Source organism: Paracrocinitomix mangrovi (genome assembly GCF_019740355.2).
In the GTDB taxonomy this organism is placed as follows: domain Bacteria; phylum Bacteroidota; class Bacteroidia; order Flavobacteriales_D; family Crocinitomicaceae; genus Paracrocinitomix; species Paracrocinitomix mangrovi.
Window position 1 is genome coordinate 2,755,996 of sequence record NZ_CP091819.1, and the last position, 12,568, is coordinate 2,768,563.

Here is a 12,568-nt window from a genome sequence, read left to right on the forward strand (position 1 = left end):
CCAATTGAATAGGTCAACTTAAAAACTAACTTTACTAAACTCCATTTCCATTTTAAAGTCATCAAAGTATTCGGTAACTTTTAAATATCTGGCTTCCACCTCTTCTATTTCCCAGTAGCCGTTAAAAATTTTGTTGCCCTCATCATCTTCTGTGTAAAGATTCCAAATATGTGTGTCTTCATCACTTACTTTAAAATCATGAAAAACTGTTGTATGTTCTTCATTTTGCACAAGGTCTTTTGTTGCTGAACAATAACGGCCATTTTTGAATTTACACTTGTAAAATGTCATGTTACCATCAATGCCGCCTTGTATTAAATCTAAAGTGTCACCATCAATATAAGCGACCATTTTATCTATGTCCCAATGACCGTCAATCATCTTAACGGCTGAATCATCTTTTTTACAAGACCCTAAAAGAAATAAGCTAAAAAGCAGAGGTAAAAAAAGTAAATTTTTCATTGTGTGAATTTAATAGGTTCACACAGCTCTAACCAAAAACGTGCCAACTCTTAAAACTTATAGATTAAGAGTTGTAAGAATTTATTGAATAATTATCCGTTGACGAGAAGAGACGCCATTTGCTTGCAATAAACCAATATATACCCCAGTATTTAAATGGCTGATATTAATTTGATCTTTTGCACTTACTATCCATTCGCCAACTAGTCTTCCTTCTGCATCAAATAATTTAAACTCGCCAGAAAAAGGAGATTCAACGGTTAATAACTCATTAACCGGATTTGGATAAACTTTCCAATCAAAAGTTGAAATAGAGGCTACGCTCAATGGGTCACAGTCTCCAAAAATGGTTGTTCCGTTTTCAATAAAGCAAGGTACATTTTGATTACCTGAAATATCTATTATGTAATTTACAGTAGCATCAAATGGAATTACTCCATAGATTGTATCTCCTATACCTTCTATCCATTCCATTGGTTTTCCGTACATGTTTGGGAATCCGGGAGAAGCATAAAATGAAAAATCGTTAAAAAGTATTCTTTTTCTATCAACACCATTCACGTTGATGGTGTCAACCTGTACAACTATTAAAGTGTCATATCCACTACCTTCATATGAAAATTTTACTTCTTTGATCAAAGAGTCTCCAACTTCCATATTAAAGTCGTACAACATTTTTTTTGTAATTAAGTCGGAAGAATAGTAGACAATATTTGAATCTCTTTGAATATACCATGTCTCATTTGTAATATAATTTGCTGGCATACCAAAATGACGTTCGTATTGGACAACTTGAAAGGTATCGGTACCAACAATTGTATCGCCTACTACATCTGTATACCAGTCATTATATGACCAAAAACCTTGGCCAGGTCCTGCATTTCCATGCCACACGTATTTTTCATGCCAACTTGTGTTGGGTTGAAAGAAATGTTGCCCGAAACAAGACAAACTCATTAACAAAAAAGATGAAAATAAAAACTTCATAAGCATTAGTTTGGGTTACTATTTACCACGAAGTTATTAAAAAAAAGGTTGGTGAATATTACTCCACAGATGCTTTTACAGCAATATTTAACTCGTCTAACTGTTCTGTTTTTAAAACTGAAGGCGAATCAATCATTACATCTCTACCGGCATTGTTTTTAGGGAAAGCAATATAGTCTCTGATAGATTCAGAACCGCCCATAGTCGCAACTAATCTATCAAAACCAAAAGCAATTCCACCGTGAGGAGGCGCACCAAATTCAAATGCATTCATTAAAAAGCCAAATTGCTCTTGAGCCTCTTCATCTGTAAACCCAAGCAACTTAAACATTTGAGCTTGTAGTGCTTTGTCGTGAATTCTAATTGAACCACCACCTAACTCAACACCATTCATGGCCAAGTCATAAGCGTTAGCTCTAACTTTGCCCGGTTCTGTTGATAACAACTCAATATCTTCTTTTTTAGGTGAAGTAAATGGATGGTGCATTGCATGATACCTTTGTGTGTCTTCATCCCATTCTAATAAAGGAAAATCAGTTACCCAAAGTGGTTTAAACTCATCAGGATTTCTCAAACCAAGTTCAGTTCCCATGTGTAAACGCAATTCGTTCATTTGAGATCTTACCGTGTGTTCATCACCAGATAAAACCAATAGTAAATCTCCCTTTTCAGCTCCACAAGCATTTGCCCATTCTGCTAAAGCGTCCTGGTCAAAGAATTTATCTACTGATGATTTGTAAGTTCCGTCTTCATTGCATTTACAATAAATCAAACCTTTGGCTCCAATTTGAGGACGTTTTACCCAATCAACTAATGCATCTAGTTGTTTTCTAGTGTATTCTCCGGCTCCTTTAGCATTAATTGCTACCACTAATTCCGCGCTATCAAAAACACCAAATCCTTTACCTTGGGCAACAGCATTCAAATTCACAAACTCCATCCCAAAACGAATATCCGGTTTGTCAGATCCGTAACGCTCCATAGCCTCTGCATAACTCATTCTTGGAAAATCTTCCTTGAATTCAACACCCCTACATGTTTTAAACAAATGTTTAATCAATCCTTCAAAAGTGTTTAAGATATCTTCCTGATCAACAAATGCCATTTCGCAGTCAATCTGCGTAAATTCCGGCTGACGATCTGCTCTTAAATCCTCATCTCTAAAACACTTTACAATTTGGTAGTATCTGTCATATCCTGACACCATCAACAATTGTTTAAAGGTTTGTGGAGATTGAGGCAAGGCATAAAACTCTCCCGGATTCATTCTACTTGGAACAACAAAGTCACGTGCTCCTTCAGGTGTAGATTTAATCAAATAAGGTGTTTCCACTTCTACAAATCCAACCGAATCCAAATATTTATGTGTTTCGTTTGAAGCTTTGTGACGCAACAATAATTTTTCTTTTACCGGATTTCTTCTCAAATCCAGGTAGCGATATTTCATACGCAACTCTTCTCCACCATCCGTTTCATCTTCAATTGTAAAAGGAGGAGTTTTTGCTGCATTAAGCACGGTAACCTTTTCAGCTTTAATTTCAATTTCTCCTGTAGAGATATTAGGATTTTTTGACTGTCTTTCTGCTACTATTCCAGTAATTTGAATCACATACTCTCTACCTAAAGATTTAAGTTGTTGCATCAATTCTGGTGCAACATTCTCTGCTTCTCCAACAACTTGAGTAATGCCATATCTGTCTCGGATGTCTACCCAGATTAAGTTTCCTTTGTCACGAATGGTTTGTACCCATCCTGCTAAAGTTACTTCTTGACCTATATTTGAGGCATTAAGCTCTCCACAAGTATGCGTTCTATACATGGTTTAAAAATTAGAATCGCAAAGTTAATGAAGTTGTTTGATTGGAATAGATAATTTTGTTGAGATATGATTGAGATTTATACAGACGAGTTTTTCATGAAACAGGCTTTTAAAGAAGCCGAAGAAGCATTGGCTAAAAATGAAGTTCCAGTCGGAGCAGTGGTTGTTATGAAAGACCAAATTATAGGTCGTGGTCACAATCTTACAGAACAATTTAATGATGTAACAGCTCATGCTGAGATACAAGCAATATCAGCAGCAGCAGAGTTTTTAGGTGCTAAATATTTAAAGGGCTGTACTTTGTACGTAACGCTTGAACCTTGCGTAATGTGTGCAGGAGCCTTATATTGGTCTCAGATAGACAAAGTTGTTTTTGCTGCTACAGATGACAAAAGAGGAGCTGGTAGACATGACAATCTTTATCATCCTAAAACTATAGTTGAAGGAGGTTTAATGGCACAAGAATCAGCAGATATGATTAAAGCTTTTTTTGCAGATAAAAGAAAATAATTGAGAAGTGTTTTAATCATCATATCAATCATATTTACAATAACTGCAAATTGTCAGGATCCGGCATTCTTCAATGTAGGCAAAGACAAACTATCAGGAGTAAATATTTATCATGTAAATCAGGATCAAAATAACAACTACTGGTTGGCCACAAACAATGGTTTGTATCGTTACAATGGCTATGATTTTCTTCAAATATTAGGAGAAAATATGTTGAGTAGATCTCTTTTTAATGTCTGCATTGATGATCAAAACAATGTGTACTGTCATAACCTAAGCGGTCAAATATTTAAAGTAGAGAATGACAGTTGTAAACTCTATTTTCAAATTCCTGATTCGTTGATGAAAGAGGAAATCTCTATTCAATTCAATGATCAAAACCAACTTATTGTTTTAGCCAGAAGACTATTTGTTATTCATTCAAAAGATTCGCTGCAATTGCTTGACACAGCATATTATCCTGAAATTCGCTTTGGTGGGGGCCTTTACAGTGACAATAAAGGAGCTTTAATGCTTTTTGATTATGTAGCAGACTGTATTTACAAATTAGAAGGAACGGAGTTGTCTTTTTTGGTTGAGGCGCCCAAGAACATATGGCCGACCTATTTTTTGATTGAAGACAATTTAGTGGGCCTAGACTTAACAACAGCCAGAACGTTTTATTTGAATGGTGAAATCATTGAGCAGGATGAAGGAAATTTTCATGCTAGAAACCGGATTTATTCTGATGGTGAAAACATTTGGGTGGCCAACTTAAAGGGAGGTGCAAAAGTTAGAAAAGGTTTAGATGGTCCTTTATTCAATGATAGGGAGGTGCTTTCAAACTATTTTATTTCCAGTTTAATGAGAGACAATGAGGGTAACATTGTCATAGGAACATTTAGAGATGGACTTTTAATTATCCCAAACATTAATGCATCAACATATCATATTCCTATTCACAATGATCGTCCAACCAAAATAGTAAATGGTGCCAATGGAGACTTGTTAATTGGAAGTCAATTGGGAAATGTTTATGAACTAAAACCCAACGGTGAAATGAACCTGTTTTACAAGAACAATACAAAGTTCATTGAATTTATGACCTATTTTCCTGATAGAAATGAATTACTGGTTGATGACAACATTCCTCATTTTATTGATCTTAAAACAGGCAATGTCAGCAATTATGCATTTGGCGCTATAAAGGATGTTAAGCAAGTGGATGATAAGCGTTATTTGATAGCATCAAATATGGGTGTTCGCTGGATAGATATTTTAACTAAAGAACCGGGCGTTTTAGACAAATATAAAATGCGTACTAATGCAATTGAATTCAATAAAAAATCAGGAAAAATCTATGCCGGAACTTCGTTGGGATTACTTATTGGAGATGAAAATTCACCTGAATATTACCGCATAAATGGACAAAACATCAATACAACACAGCTGTTTTGTAAAAACGACACCATTTTTGTGTGTACTCAAAACAAAGGGGTGCTGTTGTTTTACAATGATTCATTAGTAGAGTCATGGGATACTAAAACCGGTTTATCATCCAACCATGTGTCTAAATTAATCCCGTACAAAACAAACTTCATCATGTCTACTGATCATGGGGTTTGTATCGTTTCCGGTAAAGGAAAAATAAAGTTGTGGATTGGAAAACCTGAAGGACTAACAAAACAAAATGTTTCTGACATTGCTGTTGTGGATGACTTTTTATATGTTTCACATTCAGATGCGGTGCAAAGAATAAACCTTAATACGCTCCAAAACCAAAATGACTATCCAAACATTGAGCTTCTTTCGGTTGAGGTCAATGACCAAATAAAAAACCCGACTACCCATCAACGATTTAGTTATAATGAATCAAAATTTGTCTTTAAGCTTTCTGCCAAAACCCTTAAATATAAATCGGAGATTGTTTACGAATATATGCTGGAAGGCATAGATGAATTTTGGCAGTCAAACCCGTATGAAGAGAATACAATCGTGTATAAATCCTTGCCTCCCGGAAAGTACTCGTTTAAGTACAGAACTGTGGTTAGGGGAAATAGAAGTGAAATCCAGGAGTATAATTTTACCATTGCTAATCCATTGTGGAGAATCTGGTGGTTTTGGGTTGTTATAGCCGTTTTGTTTTTAACAGGAACTTACCTTTATTATGCTAGAATAACGGCTAGACAGAGAAAATTAGCAGAGAACCAACGAGAACTGATCAGTTCCAAACTTACGGCCATTCAGTCTCAAATGAATCCGCATTTTATATTTAATTCTTTGAATTCAATTCAAGATTTGGTGTTAAGAGAACAAGGAGATGATGCCTATAATTATATCAGCAAATTTGCCTTTTTGGTTCGCAAAGTGTTGGAGTTTTCAGATTTGGATTTTGTTGAAGTTTCTGAAGAGTTAAAGTTGTTAAAGGTTTACCTGGAGTTGGAACAGCTTCGATTCAAGAATGATTTTGAATTTGAAATTGAGTCAGATGACACAGAAGGGATAGAAATTCCTCCAATGATCATTCAACCCTTTGTTGAAAATGCCATTAAGCATGGATTACTGCACAAATCGGGTAAAAAGAAACTGAAAATAAAAGTGTCATTTGCCAATGAAAACATCATTTGTGTAATTGAAGACAATGGTGTTGGAAGAAAAAAATCTGCCGAGATCAACAAAAGAAAATCAGACAAACACAATTCGTTTTCTGTAAAGTCAATAAGGTCAAGGCTAGATATTTTAAAATCACTTTATGGTGGTCAGTTTGGGGTAAATTTTGAGGATTTATTCGAAAACGAAGAAGCCAGCGGAACAAGGGTTATATTAAAACTGCCTTTTAAAAGAAAGTTTTAAGCTTTTCCTGAAAAGAATCATCCATTCCTAAAAATAAATGAAGGTGAATGGAATTAATGTTCAATTTTGTGCCATGTCAAAATTTAAGGCCGTAATAGTAGATGATGAAGAAAGTGCCAGAAATATTCTGTACAGTCTGTTGTCTAAATATTGTCCGGACATTGAAGTAGTGGCCCTTTGTGCAGATTTGGAACAAGGAGTTGAAGCGATTGAAAAAAATTGCCCTTCACTAGTTTTTCTTGACATTGAAATGCCCAATTATGCGGGTTACGAAATCACTTCTTTTTTTGACAAAATAGGCTTTGAAATCATCTTTGTAACTGCTTACGATCATTATGCAGTAAGAGCTTTTGAAGTTTCAGCACTGGATTACCTGTTAAAACCTGTAGAAATTCAAAGGCTAAAAGAGGCAGTAGATAAGTTTGTGCTAAAGGAAAAGTCAAGAGACCTGGCAAAAAACTACAAAGTTTTGGTTGACAGCCTAAACAAAGATTCAATTCAAAAAATCATTATTCCCATTAATGGAGGTCAAAAGGTTTTAGAGCTAAATGAAGTGGTTGCTATTGAGGCAAATGAATCTTACAGTGTTATTCATACACAAGACAAACAATATCTCTACAGCAAGAACTTAAAGCACTTTGAAACCTTACTGGAGTTGAACGATAATTTTGTGCGCATTCACAAATCATGGATCATCAATTGTGACTTTATGGAGTTTTATTCTAAGTCTAAGTTGACGGTAATGTTGAGCAACGGAATAGAAGCAAAGCTGTCTAAATATAAGAAGCAACAGTTTGAAGAACTGATAGTTTCGTAGAGATAATTTTCCATTCCTGAAACATATTGTCTATTCCTGAAACAAATCGGGACACTCTTAAAATTCATCTTTATTCTTGGTCTCACAAACGAAAAGAATAGAAATGAAACACTACTTATTAATACTATTTTTTCTGATTTCAGGAGTTCAGGCAGTAGCTCAAAAAAATCAAAATCACTATGCAGAGAAATTTACTTCAGGACAATACTCTGTATATAAAGTAGTGGAGAAATCATATGGCAAATATGTCTTTGAAGAAGTTAAAAAGAAATGGCCAATTGAAGTAACAGCATCATCAGGTAAAATTGATCAGGTACTTGTTAAAAGAGCGGGAATTATTGATGAAATCTACAAACCGGATATTCCAACATTCCCGGCATACTTTGGTTTTCAAGACCTAAGAGTAACATACATTGATGGTTTACTCTACTATTATAAGTGGACTTCAAAAAATGCGGCAGACATAAAATATATTATGTCAACTTCTAAAATTGTAAGTGGCAAATTAGATCCGTATAAAGTTGAATTGGAAGAATATGTAAAAAACATAGTAAAAAACCAATCTGGTGCAAAAGAGGAGATTAAAGAACAAAAGCAACAATTAGCTGAAGAAGAAAGGTTGGCTAACTCACTTCAAAACAAAAAACCAAAATCAATTAAAGGTCAATGGGTAAAAACACCTGATAATTTAGGTTTAGGATCTTTATTGACATATGGTGTGGTAGCCACTTTAGAAGACGGTACAGTACTTAAAACCCCAAACTTAGGAGGTAAACTTCCATGGTCAGATTTTAAAATCGAAGCTGAAGGATCAACCAACACAGAGGAAGAAATAATGGTGTTGGAAGATGGAAGTCTGATTCCAAATGACAAGGTGATCTTGAAAATACAATCAGTGTATCATCCAACTATCAAAACAACATTGAGCAAAGACCTTACCTATAACAAGGATTTGGAGATTAATTATCCGGGAGGATATGGTAAATCAGGATCAGGAGTTGGTTTAGCATGTTCAGATTGCGGAAGAGATGGAGGAGATGGTGGCGGAGGCTACAAAGGGAAATCTTTGAATATCAATGTGCAGGAATTTACTAACACAGGTACAGGTGTTACATACAATAAAGTTGAAATCATTGATGCCTATTCAGGTAAGACACTTCACAAATTTAAAATAAGTCCATTCTCAACACTTATCATCAATAATCCTGGTGGATCAGGAGGAAGCGGAGGAAATGGTGGGGCCAATGGATCTGCATCTGCTGATGGAGGTAATGGCGGAGATGGCGGAGATGGTGGAGACATCACAATCACTTTAAATAGTGGAACAAACCTAATGTACAGAGATAATAACCACGGCGGTAGAGGTGGAGGATCTGGAAGCGGAGATGGTTCATTAGGTAAAAGAGGACAAAACGGAAGTGCTGGTTATAAGGGAACTACAACTGAAAGCACAGGATTTGTAAATATAAACTGGTAATAAATTAGAATTAAGAAAAATGAAAAAGTTAGCATTAAGCATTTTTTCTCTAGCCGTAATTGTTGCAGGAAGCAATGTATATGGCCAAGGGTTTAAAGACAAATTAAAAAGCAAAATGGGCGGCGGCGGAGCAGATTACTCGCACCTAAATGAAATCAATGATGAGTATGGAGTTTCTGGAGCCTATACTTCTTTAGATCCTGAAGAAGTAAAAGCACCGTCAGGGATGATTAAAAAAATCAATGATTTTGGTTTTGAATTCGTAAAAGAAAAAGACGGAAACGTTGTGAACGAATTAACCTGGCACATTAGTAAAACTGACAAAGTTGACCTTAAACTAAAAGAAAGTTGGAAAACTAAAAACAATCAGGTTGTGTTTTATAAATGGTTGTCAGCATCTAAATATATTGAGCTTATTCAGTTAGAGCCAGGTGTATTTGCTGGTACAACAGTTAAAAACTCTATTCCTAATAACGGTGGTGCAGCTCCAGCTGACTGGGAAAGAACAGTAGAGAATGTTTTTGCTAAGGACCCTGCTCAGTTAGAGGTTTATGACAAAGAAACGGCTAAAGCTAAGACGGATATGATCATGATGTCGTTAAATGCTGAGGCAATCGAAAAGAAAAAGAAAGAGATGGAAGGTTATGAAGCTTACAAAAACTACGTAGGTAAAATCGCTTTCTCTGATGTTTTAAACATTTTCAACTATCAGTATACTGATAAGCCAACTGAAGACCCTAAAAAGTTTAAAAAAGAGTTAGAAATTGGTAAAGAAATGTATCTAAGAGCATACTTGGACAAACCATTGGCAATTGCATATCCTGGTGCCTGGTTCAACATTTCATACGAAATGAAAGGTAAAAAAACTGACAGAGAGTCTCTAAGAGCTAAAAGCAGTTTTTACAGTAAAAACATTCCAAGAAAAGACAGATATCTAGGTGACTTCTGTACTTGGGTGCACTCAACTATTGAAAAACAAAGAGGATTTGACGTATGGGATTATGCTTATGTTGAATTGTTGTACCAATTAAAAGACGAGTTTAAAGTAGGTGAAACATATGAGTTGACAGTTACTTTCTCAGCTTTTAAAGATGGTGAAAACATTGCTACAGTTGCTCAAGGAAAAGTGAACTTAAAGTTTACTGAAGATAGTAAAAAATTGCTTTTCAACAACGAAACCGGAAGCTTAGGAATCATCAACAAATATGAAAAATATTTGAACGAATAAACGAGGCTAATTTAAACCCAAAGGGGTTCGCATCTGATGTCACTGTCAGGCGAATTCGAGAGTAGATGAAAGGAGGTCAATAATGGCCTCCTTTTGTTTTTGTGATTTTTCCGATATTTAGATCATGGGATCAATTAGCAAACAACACTTTAAATGGGCCAAAAGCTTCGAGCGGAATTTAAAGATGTGGTTGTTGATTTTATTACCAATAATAGTGGTGTGTTGGTATGTTGATATGATGATGGAATGGAAATATATTTTGGCCATAATCACTACCTCTTTTTACGTCTTCTTTGTGCTATTCTATTTTATTCTTAGAGCAATCAACAAATAAGTAATTAGCTAATTTTGTAGAATGGTCAAACAGCTTTCATTTTTAATATCAATTGTTTTCTTGTCTTCTTGTGGAGGAGATGAAAGTAAAGAAGACCAATTAAATATTGCCTGTGCTGCAAATATGGAAGTGGCCATAGACTCTATTTGCAAGGTTTTTGAGCAAGAACAAAATATTAAGTGTCAGGTAAATTCGGGTGCTTCAGGTATGTTGTATACCCAAATTAATCAGGGTGCGCCGTTTGACGTTTTTGTGGCAGCTGATGATACTTATCCCATGATGTTGTTTAATGATAATTTGTGCGAAAAACCTGAAGTTTATGCAAAAGGACAACTGGTTTTGGTTATTAAAAATGTGGGAAGAATAAGAAGTGTTGAAGAGGTATTACTTTCAGATGAAGTGCAAAAAATAGGAATTCCTGACTCCTCAGTTGCTCCGTATGGAAAAGCAGCAATGGAGGCCCTGGCTAGTTTAAAACTAGATGAGCTGATAAATGATAAAATCGTGTGGGCCGAAAGCGTTGGACAGGTGAATCAATTTTATGAAACCCATGCTGTTGATGCCATTTTTACTAGTTATTCCTTTGTTAAAACTCCGGGAAATAATTTTAATCATCTCTTGATTGCGGATTCACTTTACCAGCCAATTCAGCAAAGTGCCTGTGTAATTAAGAAAGAAAATACACAAAATGAAAGCGCTCAAGCCTTTCAAAGTTTTATCTTGTCTGAAAAAAGCCAAAACATACTTTTACATTTTGGCTATAAGATGAATTAATGCTGGATTTTACACCATTTTATATCACTTTTAAGTTGGCACTATTTACGGTGTTAATTCTTCTAATAATTGGAATTCCATTGGCTTATTTTATAAGCATGAAAAAGTGGAAAGGAAAGGTGTTGGTGGAAAGTATATTAATGCTGCCAATTGTTTTACCTCCTACAGTTCTTGGTTTCTACTTTTTGACATTTCTTGGTAAAAATTCAGCTTTTGGCGGATTTTTGTACCGCAATTTTAATATTGAATTGGCTTTCACCTTTAATGGGATTTTGCTGGGATCGGTAATTTTTTGTTTGCCATTTATGCTAAACCCAATAATAGCCGGGTTTAGAGGGATTCCTGCCAATACTATTGAATCTGTTAAAATGCTAAGAAAAAGTGCCTGGAAAGCATTGTTCAAGGTGTACATCCCTTATGTCAAACGCTCTATTTGGACAGCTATTTTGCTCACTTTTGCTCATACTATTGGTGAGTTTGGTGTGGTACTAATGATCGGTGGAAAAATGGAAGAAACAAGAGTGGCCTCCGTGGCTATTTATGACGAAATGAATCGCACCAATTTTGATGCCGCTAATCAATACGCGCTAATTTTACTAGGTATCAGCTTTGTGCTAATTGTGGTGCTTAATTTGGTTTCTAAAAACAAACATAATATTGCTTAATATAGATATTTATAAACGTTTAGGAAACGATAAAAATAAAATAGAAATTCGTTTCAAGGCCTCTGCAAACATTGGCGAAATTACCGCATTGTATGGCAAATCGGGCATTGGAAAAACAACTGTACTCAGAATTATAGCAGGTTTAGATAAAGCAAATGAAGGAACAATAACTTTCAAGGGTCATAATTGGTTCAACAAAGACCAAAATTTACCATTAAAGCAAAGGCCTGTAGGAATGGTTTTTCAGGATTACAATTTGTTTGAAAACATGACCGTTCTCAAAAACCTTGAATTCGCTGCAGATGATCAAATTGCTGAAGATGTTTTAGCCTTGTGTAAAAAGCTTGGCATTGATAAAATGTTTAGCAGATATCCAAGAGAGCTGTCTAAAGGTCAACAGCAAAAAGTGGCCATTATCAGAGGTGTGATAATGAAAACAGAGCTAATGTTGTTGGACGAGCCTTTTTCTGCATTAGATGATGACAGTATTTTAGAAATAATTGAGGTGATTCAAGCATTAAAATCTAACTTCTCAACAACCATTATTTTGGTTACCCACCGTAAAGATGTAATTCTAAAAATGGCAGATTCAGTAATTGTTTTTGCAGAAAATAAAACAACTCAAGGAGACCCTAAAGAGCTTCTTCAGAGATCTTTCTAGGG

At 35.3% G+C, this 12,568-nt stretch carries 11 protein-coding genes; 8 read left to right on the forward strand and 3 right to left on the reverse strand.

The window, feature by feature from the left end; translation table 11 throughout:
* Positions 1-18: 18 nt before the first annotated feature.
* The 3 genes from K6119_RS12625 to aspS form a co-directional block, all read right to left on the reverse strand.
* The gene (locus K6119_RS12625; protein ID WP_221832229.1) at positions 19-462 is read right to left on the reverse strand and encodes a hypothetical protein; all 444 of its coding nucleotides are present in this window, start codon (positions 460-462) and stop codon (positions 19-21) included.
* Positions 463-543: 81 nt separating this feature from the next.
* Positions 544-1,449, reverse strand: coding sequence for a T9SS type A sorting domain-containing protein (locus tag K6119_RS12630; RefSeq protein WP_221832230.1), 906 nt, complete (start codon positions 1,447-1,449; stop codon positions 544-546).
* A 58-nt stretch (positions 1,450-1,507) separates the two neighbouring features.
* On the reverse strand, positions 1,508-3,268 hold the full coding sequence (aspS, locus tag K6119_RS12635) for an aspartate--tRNA ligase (RefSeq protein WP_221832231.1): 1,761 nt from the start codon (positions 3,266-3,268) through the stop codon (positions 1,508-1,510).
* A gap of 66 nt (positions 3,269-3,334) precedes the next feature.
* Between aspS and K6119_RS12640 the strand changes: the two genes are divergently transcribed.
* The 8 genes from K6119_RS12640 to K6119_RS12675 all read left to right on the forward strand — a co-directional run bounded on the left by K6119_RS12640 (position 3,335) and on the right by K6119_RS12675 (position 12,566).
* Positions 3,335-3,778 (forward strand): nucleoside deaminase, encoded by a 444-nt coding sequence (locus K6119_RS12640; RefSeq protein ID WP_221832232.1) that lies wholly within the window; start codon positions 3,335-3,337, stop codon positions 3,776-3,778.
* Entirely contained in the window at positions 3,779-6,610 is a 2,832-nt protein-coding gene (locus K6119_RS12645) for a sensor histidine kinase (RefSeq protein WP_221832233.1), read from the forward strand.
* A 73-nt stretch (positions 6,611-6,683) separates the two neighbouring features.
* Positions 6,684-7,427 (forward strand): LytR/AlgR family response regulator transcription factor, encoded by a 744-nt coding sequence (locus K6119_RS12650; RefSeq protein WP_221832234.1) that lies wholly within the window; start codon positions 6,684-6,686, stop codon positions 7,425-7,427.
* A 103-nt stretch (positions 7,428-7,530) separates the two neighbouring features.
* The gene (locus K6119_RS12655; protein WP_221832235.1) at positions 7,531-8,904 is read left to right on the forward strand and encodes a hypothetical protein; all 1,374 of its coding nucleotides are present in this window, start codon (positions 7,531-7,533) and stop codon (positions 8,902-8,904) included.
* Positions 8,905-8,923: 19 nt separating this feature from the next.
* Positions 8,924-10,132 carry a hypothetical protein gene (locus K6119_RS12660; RefSeq protein WP_221832236.1) on the forward strand — a complete coding sequence of 403 codons (1,209 nt, stop codon included), beginning with the start codon at positions 8,924-8,926 and terminating at the stop codon, positions 10,130-10,132.
* Between the two features lie 355 nt (positions 10,133-10,487).
* Positions 10,488-11,240: a molybdate ABC transporter substrate-binding protein gene (gene modA / locus K6119_RS12665; RefSeq protein ID WP_221832237.1), complete on the forward strand. Its 753-nt coding sequence runs from the start codon at positions 10,488-10,490 to the stop codon at positions 11,238-11,240.
* Entirely contained in the window at positions 11,240-11,905 is a 666-nt protein-coding gene (modB, locus tag K6119_RS12670) for a molybdate ABC transporter permease subunit (RefSeq protein WP_221832238.1), read from the forward strand. The genes modA and modB overlap by 1 nt, the downstream gene beginning before the upstream one ends.
* Positions 11,898-12,566 carry an ATP-binding cassette domain-containing protein gene (locus K6119_RS12675; protein WP_221832239.1) on the forward strand — a complete coding sequence of 223 codons (669 nt, stop codon included), beginning with the start codon at positions 11,898-11,900 and terminating at the stop codon, positions 12,564-12,566. Before modB ends, K6119_RS12675 begins: the two co-directional genes overlap by 8 nt.
* Positions 12,567-12,568 lie beyond the last annotated feature (2 nt).

What these genes read in the sequence shown, in the direction of transcription:
- aspS (WP_221832231.1), bottom strand. Translation starts at nt 3,268, where the DNA reads ATGTATAGAACGCATACTTGTGGAGAGCTTAATGCCTCAAATATAGGT.
- K6119_RS12650 (WP_221832234.1), top strand. Translation starts at nt 6,684, where the DNA reads ATGTCAAAATTTAAGGCCGTAATAGTAGATGATGAAGAAAGTGCCAGA.
- K6119_RS12660 (WP_221832236.1), top strand. Translation starts at nt 8,924, where the DNA reads ATGAAAAAGTTAGCATTAAGCATTTTTTCTCTAGCCGTAATTGTTGCA.
- K6119_RS12630 (WP_221832230.1), bottom strand. Translation starts at nt 1,449, where the DNA reads ATGAAGTTTTTATTTTCATCTTTTTTGTTAATGAGTTTGTCTTGTTTC.
- K6119_RS12640 (WP_221832232.1), top strand. Translation starts at nt 3,335, where the DNA reads ATGATTGAGATTTATACAGACGAGTTTTTCATGAAACAGGCTTTTAAA.
- K6119_RS12655 (WP_221832235.1), top strand. Translation starts at nt 7,531, where the DNA reads ATGAAACACTACTTATTAATACTATTTTTTCTGATTTCAGGAGTTCAG.
- modA (WP_221832237.1), top strand. Translation starts at nt 10,488, where the DNA reads ATGGTCAAACAGCTTTCATTTTTAATATCAATTGTTTTCTTGTCTTCT.
- K6119_RS12625 (WP_221832229.1), bottom strand. Translation starts at nt 462, where the DNA reads ATGAAAAATTTACTTTTTTTACCTCTGCTTTTTAGCTTATTTCTTTTA.
- modB (WP_221832238.1), top strand. Translation starts at nt 11,240, where the DNA reads ATGCTGGATTTTACACCATTTTATATCACTTTTAAGTTGGCACTATTT.